This is a genomic window from Microbacterium sp. CH1 (assembly GCF_001595495.1).
Lineage (GTDB): Bacteria > Actinomycetota > Actinomycetes > Actinomycetales > Microbacteriaceae > Microbacterium.
The window spans coordinates 208451-224608 of the sequence record NZ_LOSO01000015.1; the positions used below are offsets into that span (position 1 = coordinate 208451).

11 protein-coding genes are annotated in these 16158 nt (G+C 62.4%); 6 read left to right on the forward strand and 5 right to left on the reverse strand.

The window, feature by feature from the left end; translation table 11 throughout:
• The first annotated feature begins 392 nt into the window (after nucleotides 1-392).
• Nucleotides 393-3113, forward strand: coding sequence for an ATP-dependent DNA helicase (locus AUV07_RS09310; RefSeq protein ID WP_062635597.1), 2721 nt, complete (start codon nucleotides 393-395; stop codon nucleotides 3111-3113).
• Between the two features lie 184 nt (nucleotides 3114-3297).
• Here AUV07_RS09310 and AUV07_RS09315 read toward each other — a convergent pair whose 3' ends face one another.
• On the reverse strand, nucleotides 3298-6093 hold the full coding sequence (locus AUV07_RS09315) for an NACHT domain-containing protein (RefSeq protein ID WP_046746359.1): 2796 nt from the start codon (nucleotides 6091-6093) through the stop codon (nucleotides 3298-3300).
• A 239-nt stretch (nucleotides 6094-6332) separates the two neighbouring features.
• Between AUV07_RS09315 and AUV07_RS09320 the strand changes: the two genes are divergently transcribed.
• On the forward strand, nucleotides 6333-7202 hold the full coding sequence (locus tag AUV07_RS09320; protein WP_062635599.1) for a hypothetical protein: 870 nt from the start codon (nucleotides 6333-6335) through the stop codon (nucleotides 7200-7202).
• A 402-nt stretch (nucleotides 7203-7604) separates the two neighbouring features.
• Here AUV07_RS09320 and AUV07_RS09325 read toward each other — a convergent pair whose 3' ends face one another.
• Together AUV07_RS09325 and AUV07_RS09330 are read right to left on the reverse strand one after the other, a co-directional pair.
• Complete coding sequence (locus AUV07_RS09325; protein WP_062635601.1) at nucleotides 7605-9230, reverse strand: hypothetical protein; 1626 nt, start codon at nucleotides 9228-9230, stop codon at nucleotides 7605-7607.
• Nucleotides 9230-10102, reverse strand: a complete 873-nt coding sequence (locus AUV07_RS09330; RefSeq protein WP_153243569.1) for an HNH endonuclease — start codon at nucleotides 10100-10102, stop codon at nucleotides 9230-9232. Before AUV07_RS09330 ends, AUV07_RS09325 begins: the two co-directional genes overlap by 1 nt.
• A gap of 365 nt (nucleotides 10103-10467) precedes the next feature.
• On the opposite strand from AUV07_RS09330, the gene AUV07_RS09335 reads away from it, so the two are divergent.
• Complete coding sequence (locus AUV07_RS09335) at nucleotides 10468-11022, forward strand: SLATT domain-containing protein (protein WP_197073244.1); 555 nt, start codon at nucleotides 10468-10470, stop codon at nucleotides 11020-11022.
• Nucleotides 11022-12320 carry a nucleotide-binding domain-containing protein gene (locus tag AUV07_RS09340; RefSeq protein WP_045264191.1) on the forward strand — a complete coding sequence of 433 codons (1299 nt, stop codon included), beginning with the start codon at nucleotides 11022-11024 and terminating at the stop codon, nucleotides 12318-12320. Before AUV07_RS09335 ends, AUV07_RS09340 begins: the two co-directional genes overlap by 1 nt.
• Nucleotides 12321-12811: 491 nt before the next feature.
• On the opposite strand, the gene AUV07_RS09345 is transcribed toward AUV07_RS09340, so the two are convergent.
• Complete coding sequence (locus AUV07_RS09345; RefSeq protein WP_062635603.1) at nucleotides 12812-13210, reverse strand: arsenate-mycothiol transferase ArsC; 399 nt, start codon at nucleotides 13208-13210, stop codon at nucleotides 12812-12814.
• 21 nt (nucleotides 13211-13231) lie between these two features.
• Nucleotides 13232-13906: an arsenate reductase/protein-tyrosine-phosphatase family protein gene (locus tag AUV07_RS09350; RefSeq protein WP_046747248.1), complete on the reverse strand. Its 675-nt coding sequence runs from the start codon at nucleotides 13904-13906 to the stop codon at nucleotides 13232-13234.
• A 48-nt stretch (nucleotides 13907-13954) separates the two neighbouring features.
• On the opposite strand from AUV07_RS09350, the gene AUV07_RS09355 reads away from it, so the two are divergent.
• Both AUV07_RS09355 and AUV07_RS09360 read left to right on the forward strand, forming a co-directional pair.
• The gene (locus AUV07_RS09355) at nucleotides 13955-14716 is read left to right on the forward strand and encodes an MIP/aquaporin family protein (protein WP_046747249.1); all 762 of its coding nucleotides are present in this window, start codon (nucleotides 13955-13957) and stop codon (nucleotides 14714-14716) included.
• A gap of 11 nt (nucleotides 14717-14727) precedes the next feature.
• Complete coding sequence (locus AUV07_RS09360; RefSeq protein WP_046747250.1) at nucleotides 14728-16128, forward strand: FAD-dependent oxidoreductase; 1401 nt, start codon at nucleotides 14728-14730, stop codon at nucleotides 16126-16128.
• Nucleotides 16129-16158 lie beyond the last annotated feature (30 nt).

The window sequence follows — 16158 nt, forward strand, 5'->3', positions numbered from 1 at the left end:
CTTGACGTGTCCGACGAAGGCTCCGAGATCGTCATAGCGCGAGCTTACGACCCCCTTGAGTTTGAGGTGGAAGTGGCTAAGCGTGAGTGGTCAGCGACGCCGGGTGCCGAGTGATGCGCCGGAGTGTCTCCTTCGGGTGGGAGAAGCCGCGTGCGTTGAGAGCCTCGTGCGCTTGGTCGGTGGGGTACATGCCGGATGTAGGGGTGGCTCGTCAATTTATGAAGTGCTCGAGCGTAGCTCGGCTGCCGAGGTACGTGCTGAAGATTGGACGGAACTCGGCTAGTTCGTGACGTACTGCAACCACGCGCGGTACTTTGAGCGTACAGCGATCCATCCCAGCGCTCTGGCACGAGCCACAGGTTGGACACGACGAGGCTTGCAAGGGGGCGGCGATGAGAACAGTCGATGATCAGATCCGTAGCGCCGATCGTGCCATCTGTGACAGCATCGCTGCGCTGAAAGGCGATCGTGCACTTATGTCGCTCGTGGTTTTGTCACACCTTCGAAATCTCGTAGAGGGAGCAGCGGTTCGCCTTCACACGGGCCGTGCTGATGCTGACTACGACTACGACGCGATTCAGGCGGCGCTGGTCGCCATCGGGTCAGCGCCGAAGCGCGTTCAGTTCCTGCACCGTTTCCACAAATTGCTACAGGAGAGCGTGTCGCACTACACGATGGATGGTGACACCTCCGAGCGGCTGATGCTCAAGTACTACGAGTACCTCATCAGGCTACGCCTGCTGCTGCGGGCAGCTTGCAAGATTGAGACGCTCAATAATCTGGAGGATTTTCCGGTCAACCTCGATCCTTCACTTCGCGAGTACCACCGCAAGATCGCCGCCCGGATCGATGCCGTCCGCGCCAATCCGACACCAGGAGGTGTTCGGAACCGGTACTACGTCCATCGAATCCGGCCGATCTTCACGAAGGGGCGGATTCTCTACGAGGTAGTCTTCCGCGCGACGACTGATCACTTGCAGAAGGTCGACCGAATCATTGCCTTCACGGACATCGAGATGACGGACAAGTACGCGGCGAACCTTACCGTGGTTTCCGAAGCCATCGACGTGCTCGGCCAGACGATGCCGATCACCATCATCACGGACTGGGAGGTCTCGATTCGTCCGTGCGAGTTCGACAACTTCGCTCGGTTGTTCGGAGTGGCGTCGAAGGTATCGTCAGGGTCCAGTGAGTACCGCGTGCTTATGGAGTATTTGACTCGAACGGAGACTGGACTCCTCGATGTCGTCGCGCTTCCTGACACTAGGTTTGCGGGGCTACGAGAGGATGCCACGCGGCGCGTCCAGAAGGCGGCGATCTTTCCCGTGCTTGAGAGGGCCCGCGATCTGATTTCCCGCCATCGCCCCGGGCACAACATGATCCGCTACCTCATGCTCAGGATGAATAACCTGATCCTCAAGCAGCAGTACAGCTCTCAAACCTCTAGCCTGCTTTCGAATCTCAACCTGGATCGCGGATGCAAGCCATTCGATTCAATGCCCTTCTGCACCTCGCCGAAAAAGCACAACGTCACGTTCTCCGACCTGGTCGAAAGTCTGGACACTCGTGACCGCGTCCACGAGCTGCTTGCTCGTCGTGTAAAGAACAACGTCGAGCAGCACGGCATGCTCTACACACCCGATGAGGAGCTTGAGCGCTTCGGCGACATTGACGCTTTGATCGCGACCTTCAACAGCAAGCTCTGGCACGGGCACCGCCCGGCGCGGGACCTCGTCCACGACAAGAAGCACGTCTTCGTCCAGGAGTACGAAGACGACTCGGTCGAGATCATCGAAGAACTTCAGGCCCACGCCAAATCTGGGATCGGCGGATATACCGAGGCGGTCGAGCGATGGCTTGAGGAGACGCCGACGGTGAACGTGGATGATCCGGTGAAAGAGGCAGCGCTCAAAGCACTGTTCGCGAGTTCCCAGGTCGCCTTGATCTACGGTGCAGCCGGCACGGGAAAGTCGACGATGATCGACCACATCGCTCACTTTTTCAACGACAAGAGGAAGTTGTTCCTGGCGCACACCAATCCGGCGAAGAACAACCTTGAGCGGCGCGTCAGTGCCCAGAACTCCACGTTTCGAACGATCGCGAGCCACCTCTGGAACGACACCGGCACCGAATTTGACGTGCTGTTCATTGACGAGTGCAGCATCGTCAGCAACGACGATCTCCTCCAGGTGCTACGGCGGACGTCGTTCGAACTACTTGTTCTTGTCGGGGACAGTTACCAGATCGAATCAATAAAATTCGGCAACTGGTTCACGTTGGCTCCGGCGTTCCTGCCGGACTCCTCGGTGTTCGAGCTCACCAGCCCCTACCGCACGAAGAGCGCCCAGCTACTGAAGTTCTGGGATGCCGTGCGCGGCATCGAGCCGAACATCGAAGAGTTGCTGGCTCACTACGGCTACTCAGCCGTGCTCGACGAGACCCTCTTCGCACCGCGCAATGACCAAGAGATCATCCTGTGCCTCAACTACGACGGCCTATACGGCATCAACAACATCAACCGGTTCCTCCAGAGCGGCAATCCTGGCGAAGCGACCGTTTGGGGCGTCTCAACGTACAAGATCGGCGACCCCGTCTTATTCGGGGACACCTCGCGATTCAGAGGAGTCATCTACAACAACCTCAAAGGAACGATTGTTGGAATCGAAACCTTCCCCGGTCAGATCCAGTTTGACATCGAGTTAGATCGGATACTCACGGCATTTGATGTCGCGCGAGTCTCCGGATTGCAGTGGCTCGGCGGCTCGACGGTCCGTTTCTCCGTTTCGGAGCAGGGGAGTACCGACGAGGAGGACGAGTCCAATAGCAAGACGGTTCCGTTCCAAGTCGCCTACGCGGTTTCCATCCACAAGGCGCAAGGTCTCGAGTACGATTCCGTGAAGGTTGTGATCACCGACGCCAACGAGGACCGCTTCTCACACAGCATCTTCTACACGGCGGTTACCCGAGCTCGAGAGCGCCTCACGATCTTTTGGACGCCAGAGACCCAACACGCTGTGTTGAGCCGGCTCGAACGACCGCACCAAGGACGGGACCTCGGTCTACTCCGTGGACGCCGCGGGCTCAAGTCGATTGGGTCGAAGAAGCGTCCCTAGTCTCCGGTCGGTGTCGCCACCGGCTGCTGAGCGGGGTCTGGTCAGGCCCAGCGGCAAGATCGGCACCACGACCCGCGTCGCCGAAGTGGGGAACAGTCCGAAATGGCCGACTTCATCTCCACTCGTCTCCGTGCATGTGTGCGGCGCGCGCGGCGGTTGGGGTTCGCGTGCAGTTTCGTGACGGTCAGTCGAGTTGGTCGGAGACGGGGCGGCGGCCGGCGCCGCGTTCGTAGATGACAGACACCCCGTGCGGGACGCGCCAGCTCTCGAGGGGGAGAGAGGCGATGAGGACTTCGAGGAGTGCGGCGGTGTGTGGGTCGTCGATCAGTTGCGCGGTCGAATTGTCGGTGACGGTGTCGTTGTGCACGAGGGTCACGCCGACCTCGCCGCTGCCGAACGGTGGTGCGTGGTAGAAGTTCAAAGCATCGAGGAGGGGTCTGAGGGCCACGACCGCGTCGCCGGGTTCTGGCAGCGACGAGATGTGGTCTTCGAGGACGGTGCCGAGGCAGTCGAAGGTCTCGGAGGTTCTCGACAAGATCGGTTCTGTGGCGTCCCGGAGCGCTGCCTGACTGATCCCTGCGTCGAGCTTGGTCATCGCGAGGAGGAACCGGGCGGTGTGACTTGCTCGTGGAGTCCCGGATAGGGCCTGGATGAGTGTGTTGCGAATGAGGCTTCGTGTGGTGGAATCGGCGCTGGCTGCTGCGGTGAGGCCGTCCGCGAACGCCTGCATGTTGCGTGGTGCCGGGCCGGTCAATGCTCGGAGGGCGACTTGGACGAGTCGGCGCAGCCATTTAGGTGTCTGGGTGGCGAGGCCATCGTCGAGGAGGGCAGCGGCGAGTTCGGGGCCGATCGGGCTCAACCAGCCGGGCCACGTCTCGCCGATGTCGACGTTCTCCACGATGTGGACGATCATTTCTCGTTGTTCGTCGGTGCCGTTGGAGAATACGTATCCGGCCATGAACACCCAGGTTGCGCGCCAGTGCGGGCTGGGGGCGAGGGCGATGAGCCGCGTGCGAAGGTTGGCGTCGTTGGTTTTCACGAGTGACCGAGCAGCCATGAGTTCTTGAAGGCTGCGGACTTCGAAGGCGAACCCGTCGTCTTCGGCGGGCACGAGGAGGACGAGCCGTTCGGTTGCGGCTTGCATGATCCGGTCCCCGATCTGGGTTCGGAGGCGGTCTGTGTCGTGTTCGAGTTCGGTGAGTCGGGCGTCGAGAAGCTCGCGCATCTGCCCGCGGGGCATCACCGATTTTTCGCCTCCGGAAGTTTCCGCCTTGATGTGGAGGACCCGGCCGACCGTTTCGTGCAGATAGATGATGGCGTGATTCTGTGACGCGAGGAGGGGTGCCAGGGTGGTGGGTTTTCCTGCTTCGCGCGTGTACATCGTGTCGAAGTACTGGGAGTAGAGCTGGTAGCGGTCCGAGGGCAGTGTTCCGACTCGCTCCAGGATGATCGTCATGATCAGTACCTGGAGCGGAGTCTTCATGAGGCGTTGCATCGTGCTCAGTGAGAACTGACGTTCCAGGGACGCGAGGAGTGGGTCTCGGCGGTCCGGATCGTCGGCGAGGCGCCGTTGAGTGACCATGCGCCCGTAGCGTTCTGCTGTTTCCCGATCGAGGGAGGTGAGGTTAAGTTGACGGAATCGTTCGGGCATGAATCGTTCCGCGTCGCTGGAGGGGCGGGTGGTGACGATGCAGAGGAGGTCGGCGTTGCTGTTCTCGAGGTCTTCCACAAAGTAGGTGATCGCGTCGAGCACTCGTGGGCGGACCTCGAGCGCGGTCACTTCATCGAGCCCGTCGAGGATGATGATCGACGGCCAGGAGGTGAGCCACCGTTTGAGGACGTTCGGTTTGATGTCGATGTCGGCCCGGCGCGAGATCGTGTCGGCGAGGAATCGGAGCAGCATGAGGTCGCCGCTCGGCCCGATGGCCGCAGCGAAATCCGTGAGCCTGATGAGCACGGGCCATCGCCGCCCGGTAGGACCATCCGTCCCGAGGCCGCGGAATGCTGCCTCGGTTGCTTCGCGGACGTGCCGAGCGGTGGGTGGCAGAGACTCTTCTGCCGCAAATTGTGAGCGAAATGCCTGCGTGACGAATTTCGTGATGGTGCTCTTGCCGCTTCCTGCTCGTCCGGTTATGACGACGTGGGGGCGCTCCACCCGATCGGCCATCATGGGTTTCAGCACAGCGCTTGACCGGGTGAAGATCTCGGAGAGGACCGTAGACTCCGTTGCGTCTTCGTCGGTAGTTTTCAGGTCGATGACGATCTGCTCGACGGACTCGCGGTCGCTGCCGCCAGCTTCTTGAAAATGGACCCAGCGTTCGGCGGACAGCGCCGCTCCCGCGTGGGTGTGTAAGAAGGGATGCAGCTCGTCGGGCCTCAAGGTGTCGGAAATCTGAGTGAGGCGTTCGAGCAGGTCACCCACGGTGAGGAGAGCCCTGAACCCGTTGCGCACGGATCCGTGCGCGGTGAGAAGAGAGTTGACTTTGTCTCGGTGCCACACCCGGATCTGTCGAAGGCCGCGCTTTCGCAGGGTGACTCTCGGGTCGCCGGACGCGGGGTTGTCCAACCATTTGGCAAGGTGCGCGGTGAGGCGGTCGATGCCGGCGCCCGGCGCACTCGAGATGCGGGCGTTCGTGACGAAAAGGAGGTGGTCCGGGACTGAAGCCCGGGTGCTGGACATGTCCAGCCATTTCTCGAGTTCCGCGTCGATCTGCTTGAGAAGCCAAGAGAGGTTGTTAGCGGGATCGACGGAGTGATGCTCGCGCTGTTTCGCTTGGATCACCGTGTACCCATCCCACACGTTCGGATCGTCAGGCTCGGTGCCCCACCGAATGAGCCCACGGAAGGTGGCCTCGCGCCCCCCGTCCGGCCCCGCCCCGAAGGCTTCAAGCCCTGGACCGAACACCTCCTCACACACGGCGATCGTCATCTGTTCGAAAGCGCGCGGACTGAGTTCCTCGAGCGGGTAGTCCTGGGCCATGGGGGCTCCATTCGTGGTCTTTCGAGGCGAGATGATTCAATACGTGACAGATCCAGTCGGTCGCATCAATGTACCGAACAGGGCCACTGTTTCACGGCAGGGTGCTCGCCGAGGCTGCTCGAGCAGGAGCGTTGAAGATTGTGCGAAGCGCCCTCCCTTACGAGTGACCCGTGCCGAACATGTCCGGAGAAGCGCAGAGCGTCGGCCTCGGTAAGATCACGTGACCGCCAGGAGGCCACGTGATCTGTCTAGCCGCCCTCGCCTGCGTCGCGCCGGCCCCTAATCCTCTTGCCGACCTGGTGCAGGTGGGGATCCTGGTCGTCGCGGCTGTGGCACTCTTCTGGGCTGTCCGGGAGTGGGTATGGGGCGGCAGCATCCTGAAGGTGCAGCTCGAGCTCGGCCAAACCGATGGCCTCCGGATGGTACGTGCCTCTCCGGCAGATATGGAGAACCCCGATGCCATCGACTGGCGGATGCCATACAGACTGGACGGTCCCGCACTCGATGTCGCTGTCATCACAGTGATCAACAAGGGCCGAACCCCGGTGACGGTACTCAGCCCGGCGCTGCTCTTCAGCTCGAAGGGTGCGGAGGACTTGCGAGTGTCGGGTCAGCTGGTAGGCGGCAGCTGGGGAGAGGACGAAAGCCGGATCCGGCTCGAGGTCCATGACTCCTGCGTCTTTACCCTGATGCTGCAGCCGATGGCCGTCATCGCGCGCAGCGACATGACCTTCCAGAAGCCTCAAGGAGCGGGGGGAAATATCTGGGCTCGCGCAGCCGTGACGTCGGGGAAAGGTGGCGTCAAACTATCGCCGAGCTCCGTCCGGTCGAGAGCGAAGTGGTACTCGCTGAACCGCCTGGATGCTCGATGGAAGGTGAGCACTCCGTTGCGCGGGAAACCCCTCACTCCCACCGAAGAGCTGATGGCGCAGTTCCTAGCCCCCGGCGGAGATGTCTACGATCAATCGGTGCTGCTCGGCAGCGTGCTCGGTGCCGCGGAAGCAGGAGAATCCGTGAACGAGCTCGCCGCGCGGGTCGAAGACCGATACGGGATCATGAATGCCGGCAAGATCGCGATGCGCGCGATGGTCCTCGCTGGGAAGCTCTAGGGGCTTCGCGGCCTTCGAGAGTGCAGGCTGACCGCTACGCCAATGGCTGCGCACGGGCACCTCGCCCCGGGCGCTTCTGATTGGGGAGGGTAGTGCGGGGTGCAGCTGTGTACGTGAGCGTGAGGATCTCGCCAGCTGCAGGGGTCTTCACGGCGAGTGGTCGATAGGTGCGTTCCCACTCGGCGGGCACCGCGAACTCCGCAGGCGGCTCCAGGTGAGACAGGCGCGTTTCGCGTCGATCGCCATCTGCAGCCCGCCACTATGGCGTAGTTGGTGAAGCCCGCGTGCAGGAAAGTTCTGGTGAGGATCGCGCCTGCCTTGCTGGCCGAGACGGAACTGATGGGCTGCCGGTGCTCTGTCCGTGCTCGGCGCGTCGACTGCGTTGTGCCGAACTCGTCGGTGCTACGGGAACGACTTTTCATCGATTCCGGTGAGATCCCACGGCGACGCGAGCACTGGCTCGGTTTCAGAGCGGACTAACCGTGAGGGGGCCCACGCTACAAGGTGCTCGCCTTGCGGCGGACTCATGATGTAGTCGCGCGGGTGCCCGGGGCTGTCGGTCGCCGTGGTGGGATGCACCTCGAGCTGCTGATGCCAGAGGTGCGTCGCGGGCGTTGGGATCTGTTGCCCGGCGAACGCGATCGATCCCTCCTTGATGGTGATGACCTGCGGTGGATTTCCCGATGGTGAGGTGACGGTCGCGCTCTTTAGGCGGGCATGGACGACTTTGCCTTCCCAGATCAGACGTGTCTGCCGCAGTCTGACGCGTTCCAGGTTAGTGAAGCGTCCGTTGCAGACTCCGATCTCATTTCCCGTGATCCTCTCGATCTCGATCACATCACTGAGCGCCTCCTCGATAACGCGCATCTGGAGTTCCTCTTCGGCGCTGAGGTCCTCCATCGAGATGGTGATGTTTCCGCCGGGGACGTCGAACACCGCGCGATCTGCTGAGTGCAGGCGCCGTGCGAGCTGTGTGGAGCGAAGCTTTTGCGCGTTTGTGAGTTCGAGGTACTTTTCCTCAGCGAGGGTGCATGCGACTGCCCGATCGTTCTCGAATGTGAACGCGAAGGTGAGGATGAGGCACCCATCGACGAAAATGTCCCATTCGACGCCGCCTTCTTCAGGGCGACGGTGCATGACTGCGGCTTCGAGGTTCGTATGCTCGTCGCCAGTCTGAAGGGTGAGGGACACCTGATTGGCGGGGTCCTGCAGGAACACATCAGAGACGGTGAAGCGCGACCATTCGGTCGGCAGGTCGCTGCCTTCCGCTAGATCAGGGACCGCGGTGCCGGTGTCGGCGTAAAACACGCGCACATCGATCGGTGACTCCGACTCGTGAACGCTTACCGCGGACGTCCATGCATCATCAGGCAACATGATCAGCGATCGTTCTTGCAGGTCGCGAACAAGGTCCAATGTGTCGAGTGTGAGCATTGCGATGCGCGAGAACACGCGAACCGCCGCGGTGTAGCGCTCCTTGAGATCATGCTCGAGCGCCGCCACCTTCGCTCCGCGGGGGTCCGCGTGGACGAGATCTGCGTAGAGCCAGCCTGCCGCAAGTTGCGTATCCGAGACGATGCTGGTCGGTGCATGATCGGGTCCGACCGCCTGAACGGTGTATCCCTGGACTTGTGTTCCCTGGATTTCCGTAGACCCCCAGGCTGCTCGTAGGGCCGTGATTCGCTGCCTATCGGAAGCTGATGCCGCCCCGGCAGTCAATGCGGTGATCGCGTCGAGGACCCGGTTGTAAAAGATCGGCTCCGACTCGACCGTGAGCGGGCGCAGGCGAGCGACGAGAGACTCGAAGGTCTCCTCATCGGGCAGGTCCTCTACGACGGTAAAGCGGCCCGCGAGATCGATGTTGCCGCGGATCATGGTGTTGGCGAACGCCTGGAGGCGGTCCCTCGACTGCGAGAGTGAGTGCGCGGCAACCCGTCGCGCACGCAGAACAAAGCGTTCCACGATCTTTGCGGGCTCGATCGTCGGTGCCACCTTCTTCTGGCCGCGACGATCGTTCTGAGCCGCCATCAGTCCACACGCCTTGTGAATCCCGTGATCGGGTCGAACGGCCAATCGACGGCGAAGACGCGATTGAAGCTGATCACCATTGCCGATTCCGTTAGTTCATCCGAGGCTGCCATCAAGATGATCTCGCCAGGGCTCGGTTCGTGTGCGGAACGCGCGACCTTGATGGACCTCGCTACGTCGCCGAGCTCAGCCTTCTGGTCACGGGGCACGTCTCGGGCAACGAGGAGCTCAGCTCTCAACGCATCAGCGCGTGGCGTCCGCGGGATCGCGTGCAGCGCAACGCATCCGGCCAAATATGCAGTCTTGACCGCTGCGATGTGCGAACGGGTTGCGTCGACAATCTCGTAGCTCATCTCGAACTCCTGTTCTCCCAAGATCTGAGAGACCGCCGGGTCGTGTTTGCCGTGTTGGAAGAGAACAAACCCGCCGGATGCGTTCTCGCGTAGTAGGTACTCGCCAACGCTGCGGCGGCCGGGAACGGTCTTGCCCGAGAGTCGTACCTTCCCGATCGCGTTCTCATACCAATTGCGCAGGTGCGGCTCGTACTTGCTGCCGAACTCGTTGTTGCAATTTTCACAGGTCATCGTGATCACGCTCCCGCCAACTGAGTGGGGCGGCACATGCTCTCGGCTTCGCGGCTCCGGCGCGAAGCAGATCGGGCAAACACCAAAGTCGACAAAATCGAACGCGACAGGGAGCGCCTGAAAATACCGCTCTGTTCCCAATGGCCGCGGCATACGCACCTCGAGCGTCGACCCATCCTCCAGACGAAGAACGGCCTGGCTGAGCTCAGGGATGCCGCGACCATTCGCACGCCCATTGACGCTTTCAATCACACCGCGTACACGAGGCTGGCCAGACGAATCGCTCACGGGTCAGACTGTACTCGTCGTCCTCGACGTTGCGGGAATGTCCGCTAGCTCTCTAAATCGAGGAAGTAGCGCGACTGCGTCGCCTCTATCGGTGAATTCGCTCAGGCTTCATGACGGATCGCGCTTGTGAGCCGGATGTAAATTCCGGGGCATGCAGAGTCGTTTCTCTCTGGGGTGAACGGAAAGAGTCGTAGCCTGCGCGGGACTTCGTCCCCAACGTTCCGGCCGAGCTACGCCCATTGGTTCGCCTTCGAAACGGGCCGTGTCGGTGTCCGCCGCTAGCATGCACTTGCGGCGGACTGTCGCCGTGGGCTGGGGGAAAGATGCATCGACGAGAGACAGAACCGTCAGAGGCGGGTCGTGACTTGCTTCTCAACCAGGTGAGAGAGCTATATGGGCGCATCGCGTACACGCAGAAGACCCATGAGAAGCAAGCTGACATCTGCGCGATGTCCTCGCGGAGGCAAAGAGTCTGGAAGTTCGTTCTCACGGCGGTCGGATCGGGGACGTTCCTAGCGTCACTCTTCGGGCTGCTGCTGGACCCGCAGTGGGCATCGCTAGCTACCTCCTTCATCGCCGTGCTAGTCACGGCGGCAAGCCTGGGTGACCGGACATTCCGATACGGCGAGGAGATGCAGCAGCACCGCGACACCGCGGCTTTGCTATGGAACTTGCGGGAGTCGTATCTGTCGCTGATTGTGGACCTGAAGTCCGAGTCTCTGCCGCTCGACCAGGCGCGGCAGAAACGAGACGAGCTGCAGAAGGCGGCTCAGGCCGTGCTGAAGGACGCCCCGCGAACGACACCGCAGGCGTATGCCATGGCTCAATCCGGCCTGAAGGACAAGGAAGATCTCACTCTCAGCACGCAGGAGATCGATTTGATGCTGCCGGAGGCGCTTCGAGAGGATTGGGAGCACTGATGTCGCAAACCGGTGACATCTTCGATGGTCTCCTCACCAATCTCAGGGTCAACACTGCTGAGAGCATCGCCGACCGGCGGGACGAAGTAACGAAAGCTCTGAACAGCGAGTTCCGCAGCTTGACCGGCTCCACGGCGAACAAGCTGATGGTCGGTTCCTACGGTCGTTGGACAGCGATCAAAGGTATATCGGACCTTGACCTCCTGTACATATTGCCGTCCAGTCTGCGCGCCTCATACGAGGAGGAAGGCGGGCCGCTCAAAGCGCTGCGGCGCGCCCGTGCTGCGATCCAGAAGCGGTATCCGACGACGACTGTCGGGGTCGACAGGCTGGTCGTCGTAGTGGAGTTCTCGAACTTCACTTTCGAGGTGCAGCCCGTGTTCGAAAACGAGGACGGGTCCTTCGACTACCCGGACACTTACAGCGACTCGTGGAAGATGACGAAGCCTCGCGATGAGATCTCCGCAATCAGCGAGGAAGACTCAGCTACTAGTGGCAATCTGCGACGCTTGTGCAAGCTCGCTCGAGCATGGCGCAACAAGCAAGGAGTCGTGATGGGCGGGCTGCTCGTAGACACCCTTGCGTACAATTTCCTAACGTCTACGACGGAACATCGCTCTGGCACGTCCGAATCCTACGGCGAGATGATGCGCGACTTCCTTCTGTACCTCGCGGACCAGGTGGACCACGATTTCTATCTGGCGCTTGGAAGCCGTCAGCGCGTTCGAGTCAAGAAGCGCTTCCAGAAGAAGGCTGCGTCCGGCGCTGAGCTTTGCACCGAGGCGGTCGACGCTGCTGGTCAGAAGAACGAGTACAAGAAGTGGAGAGCAGTATTCGGAAAGTCCGTCCCAGCAGTAGTGGCTGGAGGGGAGAATGCGCTTGCAGCCAGATCGTTCAACGACACGGAGGAGTTCATCGAGGACACCCATCCCGTGGACATCCGTTTTTCGGTCGAGATCAGCTGTACCGTGACCCAGGACGGATTCCGTCCTACCTCGCTGAACTCATTTCTCAACCTGTTCTCGCTACTGCCCGCAAAGAAACAACTTACGTTCGCGATCGACAACATCGACGTGCCGGGATCATATGAGGTGCGTTGGAAGGTACTGAACCGAGGAGCCGAAGCTGAGCGGCGGGATCACGTACGCGGTGAGATCATCCGTCCGACCCACGGCACCGAGCGCCGCGAAGTGACCTCCTTCCGAGGGAATCATTACGTGGAGTGCTACGTCATCCAGCGCAACGTCGTCGTGGCTCGCGGGCATATCGACATCCCGATCGCAGCAGAGTCTTCCTAGACCGCGCCCCTGGTGCAGTGGGTGCCCATGCCCGCGGCCCTGCGGCGATCCACCCTGCCACAGGTGACTGGCTCCAACGCCTCTCGAGCAAGTCAGCTTGGTCGATCATTCTCGTCGTCGGAATTTTGATAAGCGTCATGAGGCAAGTCGCTCCATGTGCCGGCTACAGCTGTCCCGGAAACTCGCGGGATCGCGATCCGATCTCACGACAACTCTCGTGAGATCGGACATCAAGCAGATTTCGACAGGCCTGTCGTTTCTCACGAAAGTCGTCACTTTCTCACGAATGTTGTCGCAGTTCTCATGGAAGGTGGCGGATTCTCATGAAACCTGTCGCAGCACCGATCGGCGGCGAAGCTACCGACCCCGCCGAGAATGATCGTGTACGGCGGGATGACTCGTACAGCCGCTGAATGGGGTCCAGAAACGTGAGCCGTCAGAGGGTTTTGGCAGGCGTATTCGCTGACCTCTGGCGCTCCGCTCCAGTCAGCTCAACGGTTGAGAAGTGAGCTCTGGATCTTCTCGGATACGGCTTGGCGCAGCGGGCGCACTGCTTCGGCGTCCCAGGACGCCGGGTTGGGGAACGACCATTCCAGGAGTTCCCCGCGAGGCGTCGCCGGCAGGGTGAGTCCGGGCTTCATCAGGACCACGATGTCGGCGGCGTCCAGGTCGTCGACGGTGACGGCGCGCGGCACACGATCGGTGATGTTCATTCCGAGTTCTGCGACGGTGGCGGCCACGGCCGGGTTTACTTCGTCGGCGGGAGAGAGGCCCGCCGACGTCGCGGTGAACCGGTCGCCGGCCAGGTGCTCTAGGAGCGCTGCGCCGAGCTGTGAGCGGCCGGCGTTGTGCTGGCAGATGAAAAGGACGGTTGGGGGAGCGTCAGTCACGGGGTCTCTTCCGGGTTGGGTTCAGCTGGCGGCGAGACGGGGAGCGAGTTCCGCGATGCGGCGCTCCAGCTCGTCAAAGGCGGTATCGAAAGCGTCATCGGTCCCGATCCGCACCGGGTCGGGAATCGACCAGTGCAGGTGCCCGGAGACGCCGAGTTCTTCGTGAGCGTTATCGCACACCGTCACCACGAAATCCGAATCGGTCAGGACCGAAGTCAGGGCGCGCGGTGATTCCGTTGGCAGCGCGAGGGCGTGGCGCTCGGCTGTGGCAACCGCTCCCGGATCTATCCGCTCGGCCGGGTGCGTTCCTCCCGATGACGCCGGGATGCTGCTGCGGGTAGACCACAATGCCGCAGCAAGCTGCGACCGGGCGGAGTTCGCCGTACAGACGAACACGACGCGATCCGCGCGCTCCACTCGGCCGGGAGTGAGCCCGCGAAGTGCGGTTTCGGTTAGGTGAACGTAGCTGCGCCGTTTGTCGGCCTCCGAGCGGGAACGCGAGACCATCCCCACGGACTCCAGCACATTCAGATGATGTGTGACGAGGTTGGAGGGAAGGCCCAACGCCACCCCGATTTCGGTGGGGGAGAGGTCGCCCAGCGTGAGACGGTCGACGATCCGTAGGCGAGATGGGTCACCCAGCGCGGCGTGCTTTGCCGCGCGCGCCTCCACCTGATCAGTTCGTTCAGTGTTCATTGTTTCAATCTTGACTGAACTACCCCTCTCGGGTCAAGATAAGCCGACATGAACATTGCTACCCGCTCCCAGTCCGAGCCCGCGCGACCTCACATGCTGCGCCGAACTGCTGCCGAGTTCCTTGGAACGGGCCTGCTCGTCACGATCGTTGTGGGTTCCGGCATCGCTGCGCAGCGCCTCTCGCCGGATGACGTCGGCCTCCAACTGCTGGAGAACAGCCTGACCACCGCGCTCGGCCTGACGGTCCTGATCCTCATGCTGGGCCCCGTGTCTGGCGCGCACTTCAACCCCGTGGTGTCGATCGCAGATTGGCTGCTCGGACGCCGCGCCGGGACGGGACTCCCGCTGCGCGACCTCACCCCGTACCTGCTCGCGCAAGTTCTCGGCGGGATCGCCGGAACGTTCTTGGCGGGAGTGATGTTCGACGCCGCCCCCGCGCTCTCATCGAACGACCGCGCGACCGATGGCCACCTGGTCGGGGAGGTGGTCGCCACCGCGGGACTTGTGCTGTTGATCTTCGCGCTCGCGCGCACGGGCAAGGGATCGACCACGGCGGCCGCGGTCGGCGCGTACATCGGCGCGGCGTACTGGTTCACAAGCTCTACGTCGTTCGCGAATCCCGCGGTGACGATCGCCCGCATGTTCACCGACACCTTTGCCGGCATTGCGCCCGCCTCTGTCGCGCCGTTCATCGCTGCACAGCTCGTCGGGGCTGCGATCGGCCTCGGCCTGCTGCTCGCCCTCTACCCGACCGCCGCCCGCACGGCCGGCGACGTCGTGCTCCCTCAACAACTCGAAACCCAGCCCTGAAAGGCACCCTCATGCATCTTGTAGCGATCGGCGGAAGCGACGCCGGAATCTCCACCGCCCTACGGGCCCGCGAACTCGACCCGTCCGTCGATGTCACCGTTGTCGTGGCCGACGCGTACCCGAACTTCTCGATCTGCGGCATCCCGTACTACTTCTCCCGCGAGGTGCAGCCCTGGCAGTCGCTCGCCCACCGCACCCACGCGGATCTCGAAGCCACCGGCATGAACCTCCGTCTGGACACCCTCGCCACCGGCATCGACGTCAACAGCCGCCGACTCACGGTCCGCGACGCGAACGGCAGCGAATCAACGATCGCGTACGACGAACTCATGGTCGGCACCGGAGCATCCCCGTCAACCGCCGGCATCGCAGGCCTCGACCAGCTCGGCCCCGACGACGGCGTGCACCTGCTGCACTCGATGGGCGACACCTTCGCGCTAGAGAAGTACCTCGACGACCATCAGCCCGAGACGGCAATCATCGTCGGAGCCGGCTACGTCGGCCTCGAAATGGCCGAAGCCCTGACCGTGCGGGGCCTCCAAGTCACCCAGCTCCAGCGCGGCCCCGAAGTCCTCTCCACCCTCGATCCCGAACTCGGCTCCCTCGTCCACGACGAACTCACCAGACACGGCGTCGACGTCCTCACCGGCACGCGCGTCGAAGCCGTCACCCGTGAAGCCGCATGGATCACCGTCACAGGAACCCACGACGGAGAAGCACTCTCTCGCACCGCTGACGTGGTGCTCGTCGTCGTCGGCGTGCGACCTAACACCAGCCTTCTCACCGCAGCCGGCGCAACCACGGGCGCGGGCGGCGCTGTCGTCGTCGACGAACAGATGCGTACCGGCCTGCCGAACGTGTGGGCGGCCGGCGATGGGGTGGTCACCCACCACCGCCTGCTCGGCGTCACATACCTTCCTCTCGGCACCACGGCGCATAAGCAAGGACGCGTCGCAGGGGAGAACGCGATCGGTGGCGATACGCGATTCGCTGGGAGCCTGGGCACGCAGGTCGTGAAGGTGTTCGATGTCGTGGCCGCACGCACGGGGCTTCGTGACCACGAAGCGACAGCCGCCGGTTTTGCCCCGCACAGTCACACCGCGATCGCGGACGACCACAAGCGGTACTACCCGGGCGCGTCGCCCATCAGCATTCGCATCACCGGAGACACCAACGACGGCCGTCTGCTCGGCGCGCAGCTCGTGGGCACTCGCGGTGCCGAAATCTCCAAGCGCGTCGACACCTACGCCACGGCTCTGCACCACGGCATGACTGTCGCGGCGATGAGTGACCTCGACCTGTCGTACACGCCCCCGCTCGGCTCACCGTGGGACGCCGTGCAGGTCGCAACCCAGGCGTGGGAGCGGGAAACGCGCCGGTCGGCATCTGCGCTGCGACAGCCTGCTGCTTAGGATCGCTCTGACGTGGGGATACTCCGGGCC

Bases quoted from the DNA above. Each gene is read 5' to 3' on its own strand.
- AUV07_RS09360 (WP_046747250.1), top strand. From the start codon at position 14,728: ATGCATCTTGTAGCGATCGGCGGAAGCGACGCCGGAATCTCCACCGCC.
- AUV07_RS09325 (WP_062635601.1), bottom strand. From the start codon at position 9,230: ATGGCGGCTCAGAACGATCGTCGCGGCCAGAAGAAGGTGGCACCGACG.
- AUV07_RS09310 (WP_062635597.1), top strand. From the start codon at position 393: ATGAGAACAGTCGATGATCAGATCCGTAGCGCCGATCGTGCCATCTGT.
- AUV07_RS09315 (WP_046746359.1), bottom strand. From the start codon at position 6,093: ATGGCCCAGGACTACCCGCTCGAGGAACTCAGTCCGCGCGCTTTCGAA.
- AUV07_RS09355 (WP_046747249.1), top strand. From the start codon at position 13,955: ATGAACATTGCTACCCGCTCCCAGTCCGAGCCCGCGCGACCTCACATG.
- AUV07_RS09340 (WP_045264191.1), top strand. From the start codon at position 11,022: ATGTCGCAAACCGGTGACATCTTCGATGGTCTCCTCACCAATCTCAGG.
- AUV07_RS09350 (WP_046747248.1), bottom strand. From the start codon at position 13,906: ATGAACACTGAACGAACTGATCAGGTGGAGGCGCGCGCGGCAAAGCAC.